Origin of the sequence: Arthrobacter sp. 2RAF22, assembly GCF_052115325.1 — a bacterium.
GTDB lineage: Bacteria > Actinomycetota > Actinomycetes > Actinomycetales > Micrococcaceae > Arthrobacter.
On record NZ_JBFRGL010000025.1, the window covers coordinates 1 to 17,401 of the forward strand.

Here is a 17,401-nt window from a genome sequence, read left to right on the forward strand (position 1 = left end):
GCCTTGCCTTCGTGGTGATGGTCCCGCCCTGGGGTGTCGTGCCGTCCGGGCCCAAAGGCTGCCCGGTCACCGTGGCGGTGTCGTGGTGGTACCCGCCCGCGGCCGGGGCCGTCGCCGAAGCAGTGCACGTCATCGACGCCCCGGTGGCGAGGGTGGTGGCCGGGCAGGACACACCCGTCGCGACGTCATCGGCCAGGGTAATGCCGTTGAGGTCGGTTTGACCGGTGTTGGTGACCTCGAAGGTGATCGCGAGGGCCGATCCTGCCGGGACGAGCACTGCGTGGTCCTTGTCCCCGGCGATCACACCGTTGATCTCCTTCACCAAACCGATCCCCGGGGTCAGCGGGTGCGCGAACGCATCCGAGGTCCCGGTCACGGTCCCGACAGGTTTCCCGGTGGCAAGGTCCACCAGCGCAGCCCCTGCGGGGGTGGCCGCAGTACCGGTGGCCGTGGCGGTGTCCTGATGGGTCGCCCCGGTCGCCGGGCCCGGCGTGGTCGCGGTGCACGTCGTCGACTCGCCCGGGTTCAGGCCCGTGACCGGGCAGCTGATCGCCGTCGTCGCTGGCACCGAATCAGACAGGGTGACCGGTTCAAGGCGCACGTCCCCGGTGTTCGTCACCACGAACGAGACCTGCATACTCGAGGACGCCACGACCCCGACACCGGGCGCGGTGTGCGAGGCAGTGTCCCCGTTGATCGTCTTCACGACCGTCACGGCAGGATGCGCTGCCGTGAAGGCGAAGGCCTGCGCCGTTGCGGTCACGTTACCGGCGGTGACGCCGGAGACGGGGTCGGTGAGGGGCCCGCCGCCCGGGGCTTGCGGGGTGGCGGTGGCGGTGCCGGTGTCGGTGTGCTGCACGTCAGGTGCCGGTGCCGGGAAGCTGGCGGTGCAGGTGATGCTCTCACCCACAGCGAGCGTGGTTTGCGGGCAGCTGATCCCGGCCCCGGTGATGACGGAGTCCGTGACGGTGACACTGCTCAGGGGCACATCGCCGTCGTTCTTCACCGTGAAGGTGATGGGCATGGCCTGGTTGTTCGGCACCAAGGCCCCCGGGGTGCTGTGGGAGGCTGCGTCGTTGTTGATGGTTTTGACGACGCTGATTCCGGGGTGCCCGTCAACGTAGGCGTAGGCCAGGTCGGTCGAGGTGACATCGGCTTCCTTGGTGCCGTCCGGGAACGCCGGCGGGGTGCCCTTCGCGGCGGCATGGTCCACGTGGGTTCCCCCGGGTGCGGGGGGAGCAGTGGTCGCGGTGCAGGTCATGGACGCGCCCGGATCAAGGGCAGTCTGGGGGCAGATGATACCGGTGGATGGGACGACGTCATCGGTAACGATGACTGGATCCAACCGGACGTCACCGGTGTTGGTGACATCGAACGTGACGTTCATGGGCGTGCCCGCCGGGACCTTCACCGACGTGTTGCTGGTCTGGGCGGCCTGTCCGTTGATCTTCTTGGTCACGGCGATGGCGGGGGCGGGGGTGTGCGCGAAGGCCTCGGCCTTGGCGCTGACCGGTGTTCCCTGGGCGGTCTTCCCGTCCGGGCCCAGGGGCTGGCCGGTCACGGTCGCGGTATCGTGGTGCGTCCCGCCGACGGCCGGAGCAGGCCAGGACGCGGTGCAGGTCATCGACGCCCCGGCGGCCAAGGTTGTTGCCGGGCAGTTGATGGTGCCGGTGATGGTGTCATCGGACACGGCCACCGGGCCCAGGCCCGTTTGTCCGATGTTGGTGACCTCGAAGGTGATGGCCATCGATGATCCCGCCGGGACCAGGACGGTGTGGTCCTTATCCGTGGCGATGACACCGTTGATCTTCTTCACGATGCCGACCCCCGGGGTCAACGCCAGGGCAAACGCATCCGAAGACGCTGTGACGGTCCCGACCGGTTTTCCCGTGGCGAGGTCGATCAGGGGTTGCCCTGCCGGGGTGGCCGCGGTGCCAGTCACGGTCGCGGTGTCGTGGTGGTTCCCGCCAGGCCCCGGCGCCTTCGTGGTCGCGGTACAGGTCGTGGACGCGCCCGGGTCCAGACCCGTGACGGGGCAAGTGATGACGGAGGTGATCACGTTGTCCGCCACGGTCACGGGCTCGAGCCGGACGTCGCCCGTGTTGGTGACGAGGAAGCTGACCTGCAGGTCCGAACCGGCGACAGCACCGATGCCGGGTGCGGTGTGGGAGGCCGTGTCTCCGTTGATGGTCTTCACCACCGTCACGGCAGGGTGCGCCGCAGTGAAGGCGAAGGCGGTGGAGGTCCCGGTCACGGGTGCTTCGACGGTGCCGTCGGGCAGGACCGGTGGTGTGCCTTTCGCGGTCGCGGTGTCGGTGTGCTGGACGTCCGGCGCCGGGGCCGGGAAGCTGGCGGTGCAGGTGATGGTTTCACCGATCGCCAGCGCGGTCTGCGGGCAGCTGATCCCCGCGGCCGGGATGACGTTGTCGGTGACGGTCACGCCGGTGAGGGGGACGTTGCCGTGGTTGGTGACGGCGAAGGTGATGGTCATGGGCTGGTTGTTGGGCACCAAAGCCCCGGGGCCGGGGGCGACCCGGGAGGCGGCGGTGCAGGTCATGGACGTCCCGGCCGCGAGGGTCGTGGCAGGGCAGTTGATCGCCTTGACGGTGTCGTCGGTGACGGTGACCGGGTTCAGTGCAGTGTTGCCGGTGTTGGTGACCTTGAAGGTCACGTTCATGGTCGAACCGGTCCCGACGAGCAAGGGTGCCGCGGGGTCGGGAACGTGGTGGCCGTTCAGGTCCTTTTCCAGGCTGATCGCGGGGGCTGCTTTGAACAAGCCTGCGTGTTCCACTGTGTCGTTCTGGCCCACGGCCAGGGTGATGGTGCCGGTCGAATCAGTGCCGTAGTTGATTTTGGAATTCACGGCAGGGTCGCTGCCCTGCAACGGCGCGGTGGTGTAGTACCCGGCCGGGCGGACCACGTGGATTTTGTAGTCGCCGTGGATCAGGTCGGTGAACGCGTAGTGCCCGGTGCTGTCCGTCGTCGTTGTGGCGACGGTCTTGCCGGTGGAATCGAGCAGTTGCACGGTGGCCCCGTTGATGCCGGGTTCCCCGGAGCCGGCGTGCAGGCCGTCTATCTTTGCCGTGTCGTCCCACACGGTACCGGCGATCGAAGCGAGAACTGTGGCGCCGGTGGCCGTGTTTGACTGGATGGGGAGGCCCAGGCCGGCGACTTCGCCGGTGGACTGGTTGGAGAAGATATCGCCTTTTTGGTCGCCTGCGGCGTTGAGGGTGATCTGGACTGTGTCGGACTGCTGGGCGGTGATCTGTCCGCCGTTGATCCGGATACCGGTCGCGGCCGCGTAGTTCGCAGGGCATCCGGGGGTGCCGAACTGGGCAGGGTCGCACCAGAGAATCGCGGGGTTCGCGGTCGCCGGGTCAGCATCATTGGACATGTTCAACGACGCCGTCGGGAACGAGGTGTATTTGAAGGTCACGCTCTGGGCGCCGGCGGCGTCGACGGCGGGCCCGGCAAGGGTCAGGGTGCCGTGGAAGGAGGTAGCAGGGGTGCGGCCGTCGCCGTTGAAGGGGAGCCAGTCGATGAAGTCCGTGCCGCTATAAGTGTTGTTGGACAGGTTGGAGAATTTCAGGTTGAACACCTTCGGGGTGTTCGGTTCCGTGAGCGGGTTCACGAGGGACTTCTCGACAGCGAACGAGGCAGAGTTCACCACGGAAACTGTCGCCGTGGCGGTCCGGTACTGAGCAGGAGAGCCATCGTTGTCGGCCGAGATCACCGCTGTGTTGACCAACGAAGTGCCATCCGAGACCAGCGCCCCGATCGTGGCTTTGTAGGTGATTGGGGCCACGGGAGTGCCCGCAACCGGGGAGCCCAGGGACCAGACCAGCGTCGTGGTTCCGTCGGCGTTCATGGTCACGGACGCCTGGCAAGCAGTGGAGCCGCAAAGGGAGGACCCGGGCACGTAGGTCTCACCCTTCGGGAGCGTGTCGGTGACCGTGAGGTTCAATGCCTGGAACGGGGTGGGGCTGCCGAGGCCGTCGGTGGCCGGGCGGAGAGTGAAGTCGACGGCTTTTCCGGCCAGGGTCTGCTGTACCGACGCCGACTTGCTGATCATTGCGCGCACGCCGGTCACGATGAGGCTGTCGCCCAGGACGCCCCCGCGGGTGGCGGCGTTGAAGGTACTGGTCACAGTGCCGGTAGGGTTTGCCCCGCTCATCGCCGACGGGTCGTTGGTGAACCAGCCATAATTCGGTACGAGCGTCCCGGAAGGCGTCGAAGCACGGACCTGCAAGGTGACATCCAGTTCCGCCCGGCAGTTTCCGCTACAAGGGGCGGCGAGCTGCTGGGCGATCGTGATGGGGGCAGTGGTGCGGGCTCGGATCTTCGTGATCGCTCCCGGACCGCCCTGGACCTTGGTGATGTCCGTTTCCCAGGTTTGGGAATCGGACGTGTTGCATGAACCCGCTTGCTGCGCCGCGGTGGACGCCCAGCCCGTCCCGTCACCGGAATTCACCCCGCCGTTGCCGCCGGTACCGTACTCCACCACCCAGCCGGCCGAGAGAAGGGACGCCTGGGTATACAGAAGTGCCCCGTGGGTCGGAGTTCCGCCATTGAGCGGGATGATCGTCGAGTTCTTGTTATCGATTGTCATGCACTGGGTAAACCCGGCCGGTACGTCGACGATCCCCGGGAAGCTGACCATGGTCAGTCCTGCGTAGCGGCCCGTCTGGGAAACGTAACCGTTCCCTCCAGGTCCCGAGTTGATTCCCGTCGAGGTGCGCTGGATATTATCCGAGGTCGCCCCGCCCGGGGTGAAGGTCGGTGACCCGCCGTTGAAGTTGTCCACATAGGTGGTGTCGACCTTTTGCAACGGGAGCCCGTTACCGGGCCCTGGGGGGCCGGGGAAGTTGGACGTCCAGCCGTGCTGCTTTCCGGCCAGATACGGCGTGGACGCGACGTCGTTGTTGGTCTTGCCCGTGCCGGGATCGTTCGCGCCACCGTAATTCGGATTCCCCAAGGTGTCCACTGCGGAAAGGTTGGACACCCACATGGTGTTCTGGGACCCGCCGGCGCTCAGACCTGAATCGGGGACGATGAGGCGGAGCCACTGTGTGGCAACGTAGCACATGCCTGACACGAGCAAGGTTCCGTCCGCGCCGTGATCCGGGCAGACAGTCGGGTCGGTGTTCACGCCCTTGGCGGTGATGTGGATCAGCTTCGGGTTCGCCGGATCGGGAGTGCAGGTCCAGGTCCCGGAGCCGCCGGGGACGCCACGGACCTGACCGCCGCCGGCGGCGGGCGTGCTGCTGGGCAGGCTACTCCCGCCTTCGGGCTCGCAGTCCTTGAGGGCTGTGCCCGCGGGCAGGCCCGAGAGGTCGGCGGTGAACGAGAAGGAATTCCCGTTGATCACATCCGAGCCTGCGTCGACGTGGATGCCAACCGGGTAGATGTATTCCTGTGCCCGGCCCCCGTTCAGGGTCGTGACCGCGGCAGGGGCCGGGGCCGCGATGGTGACGCCGGCTTTCGGGGCCTGGGACACGGAGACAATCACGTCAGGTGCGGCCGCAACCGCTGTCTTGACCAGCGCGTCGGCGGACAAGGTAGCGGACGGGGCCAGCGGCGTGCCCGAAGCGGCAGTGCGCAGGACCTTGATGGCGGGCTTGAAGTTCCACGTCGTACCAGACGTCTTTGCCCCGAAATTGCACACCAGCACCGAGGGGGTACTGACGCCATCACCGGTAATAGCTGATCCAGGGCCGGAGCAGTCCAAAGGCAGGGAATCCCATTTGAAACCCAAAGCCAGCGGAGCAAACGTTGCCTTGGTGTTCTGGAAAGTCGTCTGGGTCGGGGCAGTCGGGTCATTGATGGACATTGTTACGGAATACGTGACCAGATCAGAGGTGCGCACGACCGCGTTGTTCGGGCCAGTGTCGTTGCCAGGTCCCGCGGTGGGGTCAAACACCGGTTGGCCGTCCTGGGTCTCCTGAAGAACGATCTGAGGGACCGCCGTCGACCCGTCGGCAAGAGCCGGAGACGGGGCGGCCAACAACATCATCCCCGCCACGGTGCCCGCGAGAACGAACCCGACAGGACGTCTCCACGGTGCCCCCAAACCGGCAAACAACCCTCGACCCATGACTTTCCTCATTCCGGTGACAACACCCGTCTTTGTCACCGGTCAACTGGACCTGTGACGCATAAACCGTCGCCTTAACCGGGCTCAGGTAAATTCATGACGTTAGTTCCACGCAGCCGGGGTGATAACTATCGTTCAGCACGCCACCCTGCCGCTGGAACGCATCGCGAGGCAACAAGCACCACGTCGACCTTCAAGCCGCTTCGTGGTCCAGTCCGGGTTCATCGTCGTTCAATACCGAAACCGTGTTTATGCGTGTTTTTGTGACGGTGGCGGGGGCGCGCCAGGGAGTGCCATGGAGGAACCGGGTGGCTGAGGGCGTCCACAACAACAAGGCGCAGACGCCGAGGACGGCGGCGCCGGCGTTGAGGAGGTACCAGTCGTCGGGCAGGCGCACACGGAACCCGTAGAGCACCAATGTTCCGACGACCCCGGCCGCCGCGACCGCCGCGAGGCAGACCCGCCCGATGGGGCGGCGGGCTGAGGCCATCATGAGAGCCCAGGCCAGCAGAACCACAACGGCCAAGACAGACAACCCGAGCAGACCGATCACCATGTAACCCCACGGCGATACGCCTTGGGGGATGGAAGCAAGGCCGCCGCCGGCCAGCGCAAGCATCAGGAAGACCACAGCTGATGGCGGAACGATCGACAGCAGCCCGAACATCAGTCCGGCGATCACCGTCTTGGGCATCGCTCCGAAATCGGGCGCGAACACGCTTGGCCGCCACCTGTAATGCCGCCCGCTCATTTGAGACTCCCCTTCACTCCACCCGCCGATGGCGTCGCTCGCCGTCGGTCAATCTGCCCGCTATATGAACCTCAAAGACGGGGAACCATGACGACCGGACACCGCTTCACAGGCGGGCCGGCCGAGATGGCTCGGCACCTGTTCTGGAAAATCGCACCGTCGAAGAACGAATCAGCCCCTCAGAGTCCGCCGCCTTCACGTGGCCACTTGATGGCGTTTCCGCCGGACAGTGGGACGGGGTTTTCCGGGGACGGGGTGTGTTGGGCGGTACCCGTCCAGGTCTCAAACTTCCCGGGTACCGCCCGTCCAGCTCCGTGGGGGTCTCAAGCCCCTGGCCGGTGTGCAGGGCTTCACCCGTCGGCCAGGGGGCGGCTTCGGGGCGATGCACTGGCAGGTGTCCTGCACGATCATTCAACGAACCAACGGCTCTTTCGTGACGCAACGTACCGTCACGACCGATGGGCTTGCCGGAAGAAGGTGAAGCTGTCCAAGCTTTCCTGAAGACACGGAACACCGGGAGGCTGACCGCGACGAGGCCGAGAGCGAGCAGCGCCACGATCATGACAGCTACGGCCATGAGGACGGACAGGGCTAAGGTGCCAAGGTAGACGAGCCAATGGACATCAATCATCACGGTATTTATTCCTTTTGGGTGGTTTCCGAGGTGACCGTGTTTCCGTCGGCCACTGCAGCAAACGAGGTCGGGCCCCGGAGCCTGTGACGTAAACCATTCATTCGCTCCCCATCCCGGCGCCAGCGATGGCCGGGCCCGGCCTATGCAGGCCTGGCCCCGCATGAACCGTGGGCTGTCTACCTGCAGCCGGCTTGGAGTGCCTCGAAGCTGCACTCCCGCGATGAAACCCAGCCCCATATCCCCTGCCCGATACCTCAGTCGCCCGGCGCATCCTGTACGCGCCTGCCCGTCATACCGGTCAGCGAACCGTTTCGTGACGCAGAGATGCTCCACGGGCGGACAGGCTCACTACTAGACTCACCCTCGCTGATGAAAAGGACATCAATGATCGGGTTGCCACGTCCGGGTCTGGTGTTCTGGAAAATGGTCCGATAGAGCGTGCCGTTGATATCGAAGTACGCGGTTCTCACGTGATTGCTCGTCAGTTTGACCGTTTGAATGAACACGGACTGGAAAAGCTCGTTCTCCTCGATGTGTCCGCGGATTCCCGCCTCATCGAAGTCCCCCAAGGCGCTGAGCCACACCCCGCCGCCGGGCCTTGCCACGGCATGGGCCGGGAACGCGGAATTCCCACTCCTGTCAGCATAACCAGAGCCGGACGGGCAGACGTCGAATTGTTCGGCCCACTCAGTGAAGTGCCAACGAAGAACCCGGTCCCTGCCCCCAGACACTGCCTCCACCTTGTTATCCATCATCGCGGTGTCCGGCAACCCAGGGGATGTCCCGTTCCGGGTGTTTGCCCGAGGGTGGGGCGGGGGTGCTTGGCCAAGGTCCAACTCCTTCAAGTCACCGCCCGCCCCTGCCGCTCGCGAGGTCACTCGAAGCCTGGAGCGGCATGCAGGCCCCACATCGGCCGCCGTACATAGGGGGGTCGCGGCGGACGATGCCGGGGAACAACCTGCACGGGGGTAACGCACGGGAGGTGGATCCGTGACGACACCATTCACCCGGTGGAAATCCTGGCGGGCTACCGGTCGGCACGGCAGGGCCTACCGTTGCAACTGCCAGCGGCGACCGGGAATTCGTGGTGGTTGGAGGGGCGACACCCGCATAGCTATGACATTACCTGGGTGCCGCCCGTCCCGGGCCGGCATCCCCGCCGACCCAACATGCGGGGCGGACCCAACACCCAGGGAAGGGAGGAAGGATCCGAAGGAGGCAACCTGTCCCCGCACCGAGCCTTAACATCTTGTCCAAGAGTTCCTGACGCCGGTGGCAAAGGAATTTTCCCAGCGCTCGTCCGGATTTTCTTCTCCCTTTCGGGGTAGTTCATGCTGAACGTCTGGGCGTAGCGGTGCGTCTCATCATCGTTTGTCCTTCTGCCTGGTTATAGCCGTGAACCGTCAGCGCCGGGCGAAGGCCGCTTGGCGTGAGACGACGTTGAGAGGACGGTGCGTTCTGCCATGGGGAACGTCTGGAAGCTGCGAAGAGGACAATCTGTTGCGAACGACCATGGCCTGACCGGTCGGGCAGCGGGAATCCGCAGACTCGCTGCCCGGGTCGGATATGCGCGCAGGATGCACATTCTGAGCAATGCACTGGCCCATGCCTTGACCGAGTCCCGCCGGTCGTCCAGCTGGCCCGGCGAACGCCTTGCCGTCAGCGAAGAAGCTGCCGCGTTGGTCGAACAATCCGTACAAGCGATCCAGCACCTGATGTCCGCAAACCTGGCGAGAGAAATTTGACGAGTGCCATTCCAAAGAACAGTGTTCAGTTGGCAACCGCTTCGGTTCGCCGTTGTCCAGCGCAGATCCGTCTCGGAAGTTTTTCCCCACCGGAATCCAAGTGGCCAGGGGTGGGGCTACATGATCTCGGTGAAGCGACATAGAAGATCGAGCCAGTGTCCGCGGACTGACGGCAGCTCTTGAAACCTGCGGCCGGAACGCGATACACACTTTCGCGAAGGTCCGGTCAAGGTCCCGCTGACCGCAACACAGCGGGGGAGGACTGCGGGGGCTCCACAACGTCCGAACACGCGGAAAGCCTCCATCCAGCATCTGAATGGAGGCCTTCCTCGGAATGCGCTCGGGGCGGTTGGCGGTGTTGAACGCCCCATTGTTTCTCCGCCTACATGCCAGGGATTGCCAGTGCTTCGAAGACATGAATCGATGCCCCGGGCATCATCAAGTGCGGGTGGCCATCCATCAGAGCCACCGCCTGCTCCACACTGTCTGCTTCCAGCAGCGAGTACCCTCCCACGGCGGCGTTCGCCGCGGACGCACCGGCCGGGGTGATTTCCTGGCCGTTGCCCAAAGGGGCACCCATGTCGGACAGGTGTGCGCCGGTGCGGCCGGCCCAGTCCATCCACAACTTCATTCCCTCAGCCGCAGCCGCAGGGTCGTTGTTCTCCATGGTTGCTTCCGCTGACTGTGGTGCGTTGTAGAGAACGACAAACTTAGGCATGAATCCTCCTTGAATCCGGCTATGCGCACTCGCCGCGAACGAATTGAAAAGGCGGGACAGACAGGCTCGTCCATTAGTGTCGCACCCAGATCAGGCCCGCCTGCCCCGGCCGTTCGTGGCACGCACATCCACGACCGGCATGCAAGCCGTCAACGGACCGCGGATGGCCACCGCAAACCCGGGGAGACAAGCTGCACAGATACCTAACCGGGCGGGCTTCCTTTCCTGACACCGGCACGGTGGGCCACAACCTTTGCTCGCATCCTGCGTCACGATCTTGTGGCGTGAAGAGTTGAAAGAGCGACGGTTGGTCCTAAGAGTTGGTGACGCCTTACCCCAAAGGACCAACCGTCACCCTATGTCCGCCAACTGCTGCCGACCGATCGAGGCGGGCTACTACTCTTGGCCGGGAGTGATCCTGCGCCTCCTTTTCACCAGGAGAAGCAGGATCAGCCCCGCTGCGCCCGCACCTGCTGCCCAGGGAACCAGCGCGCCAATGACAGTGCCGGTATAGGCAAGGGATGCCCCAAGGGATTGAACCGGTGCGAGTCTCACCACGACGTCGGCGGTTGCGGTGTCGCTCACGACCTTGCCAGCGGGGTCCTCGCCAGAGACGGTGGCGGTGTTGCTCACCTTCCCGGCGCTGGCTTCGGTCACTGAAACCGTGTGGGTGGGGACGGTGCAATCCATCCCTTCGCCCGGAGCCAGGGCGATCTTTGGGCAGACCGGGGCTCCTGCTGTCGGGTCGCTGAGCACCACGTGCGTCAAAGTGGTGTTTCCGGCGTTCTTCACCGCGATCTGCCATCTGACGGTGTCCCCCTCGTCTGGCAGGCCGTCTCCGTTACTGTCGGTCAGCATCGCGGTCTTGGTCACAGACAAAGCCGGTGCCTGGGTGACCGGGATGGACAGGGACGAAGGACTCGATTGCACCGGCGCGCCTCCCGGGCCCGTGCCGCTCGCTGTCGCCGTGTCAGCGACACTACCGTGATCGATATCGGCCTGGGTCACCGTGTAGCTACCGGTGCAGATGGTCTGCGCCTGCGGCGCCAACACCGTGACCGGACACGCAATAGGTCCCGCCAAAGCACCCGCCGGCGCGGCCTGAACATCACCGACGGCGACGTCCGACACAGTCGCGTTCCCCGTATTCGTCACCAAAAACGAGTAGCCCACCACGTCGCCGGCCTTGACCAGGCTCGCCTTGTCAGCAGACTTCACCACAGACAGGGCGGGCGCGTTGGCTGCGTTCGTGAAGGTACAGGTGATTGCTGCATCCGGGACGAGATTGACTCCTGGGATCGTAACGGTTGTCCCGGACACGGCAGGATCAATTGTGCTGTTTCCCGTGATCGCGGCGTTGGAATCCAGACACGACACCCCGGCAAAGGAGAATCCCGGTACCGGTTCTTCCGTGATCGACACCGCGGTTTGAAAGTTCATAACGGTGTTGACCTGCCCAGAAGCGGACGGAGTCCCGGGAACGGTTGTCGTGAGGCTGTCGCTCGTATTGGAGAGGTTCGTCATTCCTGAGAAAGAGAACGTTCCGGTACTGTCGATAGACGTTTTCGCGATCCGCACCGTCGCCGGAGCAGGAACAAAACCCAACATCAGGGTGATGGCGTCTTGGGATGTGCCGGTGCCCCCGTATCCGAAGTCCATGGCCAGGCTCGTCACCGTGGACGTGGACGTTGTGATTCCGTACGAACCGCAGCCAAAAGCGTCGCAACTGGGGAAGGTCAGGTCGGAGCCGGCCGATTGCGTCGCTGGGTTCTGGATCCCTATCGTTGCCCCGCCGTTCGTGATCGCCATCTTCGACGACTCAGAACCCGGCGAGTCCACTGCAAAGGACCCGGCCGAAAGCGAGATGGGGTGGTCGTGGTAGGCGACAGTGGTCACCACACCATTGATTGACCCGGCCATTGCGGCCCCCGTGTCCCCTACGTGCAGCACCGGAACGCGGACCGGGCTGGAAAACGTATACGTGATCGATCCGCACACCGCCGTGCAGTTCTCAATGTCAACCCGCAAGACTTGGTTTGTCCCGGTTGCAGGGAAATAGGAGGCCGCCGGCCCCGTCAACACCAAGGAGTTACTCAGCGACAGGGTTCCCGGGCCGGTCAGGGTTGCGGTGACCACCACCCCCGACGGTGTCACACCTGTGGCGGTCTGACCGGCCACCGTCCAGGAGGACGGGTACTCCGTCCCTGCAGGCGCGGCGACCGCCCGCGACGGCGCAGTCCAAACAGACGAAAAGACCAGGACAGCCGTCAGGGCCAGAATCAACGAGGGCGCGAACATCCCCGTCCAATTTCGGGGCCTTTGCCTGGCGGATGGGTTGCTTACCCCAGTTGAGGTAGTACTTTTCACGACGATTCCCCTCATTCCACGGATGCGATTGACGGACCACCCACGAATACCCACGTCCGGGTGTGCAGTCCGCCGAGCCCTAGACGCTCAAAGGACGGGTTTCATGACGCCCGGCGGAAGATGGCATACCCGACCCGCACCGCGGAGTGCGAGGAACGACCGTCACTAACGACCGAGGTAGCGGTTGAGTTCCGAGATAGGTGTCACCTCGGGTCTGCGCACTGGTAAGCGACCGGGGTTCGTTACAAGGGGATCGGGGTTCGTCGTGGTTCGTGGGTTGTTTGCTGGTTTCGGAGCGTCGTGGAGGCGCCCCGTCGGAGTCGTGCTGGCCGGGGTGCTGGCGGCCGTGGCCCTGCTGGGCGCCCCGACGCCCGCTCTGGCCGACGGCACGACGGCCACCCCGCAGATCGTGATTCAGGAAACCCAGGACGGGCAGCCGGTGTTCGACCCGACCGCGGGGCCGGGGAATGACACCGGCCCGAACAACGGGATCGTGCGGACCTCAGATCTGGTGACCTATTCGGTGACGATGTCGATCAACGATCCGAGCGCACCGTCGCAGACCACGTTCCAGAACACGACCGCGACCTTCGCCCCGCTGCCGCTGGGTTTCAGATGGGATTCCCTGCCGCTGGACTGCGCGGGTCCGGGATCGGGCATCACGGGTGATGGGGTGACGACGCCGTCGGTGCTGGTGTGCAACTTCGGGGCGAAAACCACCGGCACGACGTGGAATTTCAAGCCCGCGATCAAGGTGCTGCGCACCGCTTCGAACGGCACCCCGCTCGCACCTGCGGCCACGCTGTCCGCGACCGGGATGGTGAAGTCGGCAGTGTCGGCCGCACCGAACGTCACCGTCTCGGTGTCCCAGGCCCCCAAAACCGGGGTCACCCTCGGAGGTCCCTCGAACAACGGCAATGGGATTGGAACCATCAACGGCCAACGCGCCGAGATGTTCTTCTACCCGGTGGGCTTGCACGTGGATGCGGGTTCGGATGTGATCAACGGGAATTCCTTCGCGTTCACCGCTGACCTGTCTTCGATGCCGGCAGGGGCTGTTTTCGGGGGGTGTTCCGCCAACGGGCAGAGCGGAGCGCCCTGGAGTTCTTCGCATACCGCCGGCAACGGCGCGGTCGATGGCGTCCCGGCGGGCTCGGGCACGTGGACCTGCACAGTGGATCCCGCCAACCCGAAGCTGGTCCATATCAGCGTCACTGGTGTGAACACGAACCCGGCGACGTGCCCGACCTTGAACGCGGGCGGCAGTGCGATCCCGTCCGGGATGTGCTTCGTCGCCACACAGAGTCTCCTGGTGCTGGTTCCGGACACAAGCCTGTCATCTGCGGGTGTTCCCGGAACGATGTGGGTCTCGAACCTGAGCGCGGTCGATGCCCTGGGGAACCCGAACTACGGTGGCGCCAGCGACCCTGGCACGGGGAAGACCAACAACGACGTCGCCACCTCCCCGTACCTTGCCGACAAGCAGCACGGCTGGACCTCCACGCTGTTCGGGCCGGCAGCAGGAAACGGCATCTACACCAACAAAAACGACCTCAAATACCAGGACTTCGCCAACGGATCCGCCGTGACCTTCAACGGCGACACGAGCCCGACCTACCACATATTCCCTTCAGGCACGGCGAACCCGTACATCGGCTCAGGCCCCGGAACCGGCGACGGGTATGTGTCCCAGACCGGCCGCTACGTGGGTTCGCCTTTCGTCCAGATCAACCCCGGCGTAACCACCCTCCCGGCCGGATTCACCATGTGCACAACCATCGACAATAAGGACGCCACCGTGGCACCGCTGAACGCAGCGATGCCAACCCGCGGAGCCTTCGTGGGCACCCCGGTTCAGCTGCAAAAACTAGGCTGGGTCGTCGAGTACGGCACCGGCGGCAACGGCGGAGTGAACGCCGGTGACGGCACGGGCTGGGCTTCCACCGCGGCCCAGCAGACCGGGTCGTGCAACACGTCTGATTCGCCAGTCTGGTACACGGACCTCACCCAGGTGCCGGGCGGGGCCGGGGCGATCACGAAGGTCCGCGCCTACACCACCGCCGCCTACACCACCGCCCAGCAGCTCGCCGACTTGCAGGCCGGCCTCCCCGGAGGCGCGTTCGGTTCCCGCATGGAAGTCGCCCTGCAGGTCCGTTCCACCACCCCTTCGGGCACGATCGTTCCCAACTACGACTGGGTCACAAACGACCCTTCGGCCGTGACTGCATCAAACCCGAGCGGTACCCTCGTCTCCACCTACAACGCGGCGACGACGACGGGAACCATGGGCGACCGGATCACCGTCACCGGCGTGCGGGCCACGATCAGCAAGTCCGCCTCCGTACAGCAGTCCCTGGCCGGCAACACCGTGACCTTCACCCTGAAACCGGTCACGGACGCCCTTGGGTCGGCGAACCCCTACCAGGCGCTGAACCTGACCATCACCGACACCCTGCCCAAGGGTGAGTCCTTTGTGCCGGGATCCTCGGCGTGCGCGACGACACCGTGCGAACCGTCGGTGACCCTCAATGCGGACGGAACCACGACCCTGGTCTGGTCCCTCGGGTCCCCGGTCGCCGGGACCGCGATCACCCCGGTCACCTACAAAGCGACCATCGGGACCCTGGTCGCCGACGGAACCTCCCTTGTGAACACGGCCGTGATCTCGGCCGACAACGACGGTTCCCCGGCCTCCCCTTACCGGACCGCCACCGCGACCGTGTCCGTGGTCAACTCCGCCTCCTTCGGCGTCGAGAAGTCACTCGTGAACCCGGTGACGGAGCCGAACACCCAGAAGGTGTTCAACCTCAAATTCGCGAACCTGTCCAACAACACCTACCCGGGCACGGACTTCATCGACTGGCTCCCGTTCAACGGAGACCAACGCACCCCCGCGTCCTCCTTCCACGGCACCCTGACCCTTGCCGGGCCCGCCGTCGACGCCGCGGGCGCGCAGACCGTGACGTTCAAATACACGTCCTTCCCCACGGCGTCGTTGAACATGGCCAACGATGAAGACCCGGCAACCGCGAACTCCGCGATCGTGTGGTGCGACCCTGCCCAGTTCGGCACCCCCGGATGCCCGGCGAACTACGCGGCCGCGACCGGTATCCGGATCAACGGCGGACAGATCACCGCGCAGCAGTCCGACACGATCCAGATCACCCTCAACGCCGCAGGCGACCAAAAGGGCGACATCTTCTCCAACCAGTCCACCGGCGAAATCAGTGGGCTGGGACTTCCCATCCAGTCCAACACCGCCACCGGCGCCACCGTGCTCGCTTCCATCGCCGGGACCGTCTGGGACGACACCAACGTCATTGACGGCCTGCACGCCGGCTCCGGGGAACCGGGCATTTCCGGGACAACGGTGCAGTTGCTCAACAGCTCCGGCGCCGTAATCGGCACCACGACGACGGATTCGACCGGGCACTATATCTTCACCGACCTGATCCACGGCGACTACAAAATCCACGTCGTCCGCCCGGCCGGGTACTACACCACCGTGCCGCTGCAAGGTACGGACCCTGCGGTGAACTCGAAAATCAACTACGGCACTGACACGACCGGCACCATCACCCTCGCGATCGGCCAGAACGACACAACCGAGCACGCCGGCCTGTTCAAAGCAGCCCCCGCCATCACCCTGGAAAAAGACCTCAATAATAGCCACGTCCCCGACCCCGCCAACCCCTTGCTCGTCGCCACCGGCTCCACCATGAATGTCACCTTCAAGGTCACCAACACCGGCAACACGACCCTGAACCCCGTCACCGTCACCGACGACACCGTCAAGGCGATCGCCTGCCCGGCCACGACCCTGGCCGTGGGCGCGTCGATGAGCTGCACCGCCACCACCCCGGCACCGACTACGCCCGGGGGAACCCACGTGGACCRTGCCACCGYSACCGGGACSCCGCGKGSCCTGGACGGGACCCTGCTCACCGATGTGAACGGCACYSCCGCAKCYGATGTKTCGGCGAAGGAYGAGGCCCACGCCTWCACCCCGAACCCGAACATCGCCGTGATCAAGACCATCAACAACGACACCGCCTCCCGGGTCGCCCCCGGCCCGGGGACGCTGGTGCCCAACAACCAGCCCATGCCCATCACCTTCGAGGTCACCAACCACGGCAACGTCCCCCTCACCTCCGTGACCGTCACCGATTCGGTGGTCCCGGCCGCGGGGATCTCCTGCCCGCAAACCACGTTGGCGGTCGGTGAGACCATCACCTGCACCGCGTCCTTCCCGGCCCCGGCCCCGGACGTCCAGCACACCGACACCGCCACCGCCACCGGAACACCCCCCGTCCTGCCCGACGGCACCGTCGAACCACCCGTGACCGGAACCTCCACCGCGTTCGCTTACACGGCCGCGCACCCTGCCGTGACGGTGGTGAAGACGATCAACGGGGATGCCGCGTCCCACACCACCCCGGGTGTCGGGGTGGTGGCGTCCTCGACCATGCAGGTCTCCTTCCTGGTCACGAACACCGGGGACGTGCGCCTGGAACCCGTCACGGTGGGTGATTCGGTGGCTGCGACGACGGCGATCAGTTGCCCGGTCACGGGTCTGAACCCGGGTGAGTCGACGACGTGCACGGCGACCACCCCGGGCCCCGCGACGGGCGCCGTCCATCAGGACACCGCGACCGTGACCGGTACTGCCGCCACCCCGGCAGGGGCTGCGCTGGTGGACCTTGCCACCGGGAAACCTGTCGGGACCGTGACCGGGACCTCGGATGCGTTCGCGCACCCGTTGACCCCGGGCATCGGGTTGGTGAAGAAGATCAACGGTGTGATCGCCGGGGACAAGGACCATGCCGTCCTCGTCCCCGCAGGATCGGCCCTGGCGATCACCTTCGAGATTACGAACACCGGCGAGACTGCACTGAACGGGCTCACCCTGGCCGATGACGTCGCCACGGGTGTGTCCTGCCCGGCCACGACCCTCGCCACCGGGGCGTCGATGACGTGCACTGCTTCGGCGACGGCCCCGGCCGCGGGCGGGTACCACCACGACACCGCCACGGTGACCGGGCAGCCTTTGGGCCCGGACGGCACGACACCCCAGGGCGGGACCATCACCACG

Annotated in this window: 6 protein-coding genes; 1 reads left to right on the top strand and 5 read right to left on the bottom strand. The window is 65.3% G+C overall.

What is annotated here, in order from left to right; translation table 11 throughout:
- The 5 genes from AB4068_RS15460 to AB4068_RS15480 all read right to left on the bottom strand — a co-directional run.
- Nucleotides 1-6,013, bottom strand: a 6,013-nt coding sequence (locus AB4068_RS15460) for a DUF7507 domain-containing protein (protein ID WP_441433833.1), incomplete at its 3' end; no start/stop codon positions are given.
- A gap of 274 nt (nucleotides 6,014-6,287) precedes the next feature.
- On the bottom strand, nucleotides 6,288-6,812 hold the full coding sequence (locus AB4068_RS15465) for a hypothetical protein (protein ID WP_441433834.1): 525 nt from the start codon (nucleotides 6,810-6,812) through the stop codon (nucleotides 6,288-6,290).
- A 921-nt stretch (nucleotides 6,813-7,733) separates the two neighbouring features.
- The gene (locus AB4068_RS15470; protein WP_441433835.1) at nucleotides 7,734-8,219 is read right to left on the bottom strand and encodes a hypothetical protein; all 486 of its coding nucleotides are present in this window, start codon (nucleotides 8,217-8,219) and stop codon (nucleotides 7,734-7,736) included.
- 1,387 nt (nucleotides 8,220-9,606) lie between these two features.
- On the bottom strand, nucleotides 9,607-9,942 hold the full coding sequence (locus AB4068_RS15475; protein ID WP_441433836.1) for a hypothetical protein: 336 nt from the start codon (nucleotides 9,940-9,942) through the stop codon (nucleotides 9,607-9,609).
- 396 nt (nucleotides 9,943-10,338) lie between these two features.
- Nucleotides 10,339-12,240: a DUF7507 domain-containing protein gene (locus AB4068_RS15480; protein ID WP_441433837.1), complete on the bottom strand. Its 1,902-nt coding sequence runs from the start codon at nucleotides 12,238-12,240 to the stop codon at nucleotides 10,339-10,341.
- 346 nt (nucleotides 12,241-12,586) lie between these two features.
- On the opposite strand from AB4068_RS15480, the gene AB4068_RS15485 reads away from it, so the two are divergent.
- Nucleotides 12,587-17,401: DUF7507 domain-containing protein (locus AB4068_RS15485; protein ID WP_441433838.1), on the top strand; the 4,815-nt coding region annotated here is incomplete at its 3' end.

What these genes read in the sequence shown, in the direction of transcription:
- AB4068_RS15475 (WP_441433836.1), bottom strand. Translation starts at nt 9,942, where the DNA reads ATGCCTAAGTTTGTCGTTCTCTACAACGCACCACAGTCAGCGGAAGCA.
- AB4068_RS15480 (WP_441433837.1), bottom strand. Translation starts at nt 12,240, where the DNA reads ATGTTCGCGCCCTCGTTGATTCTGGCCCTGACGGCTGTCCTGGTCTTT.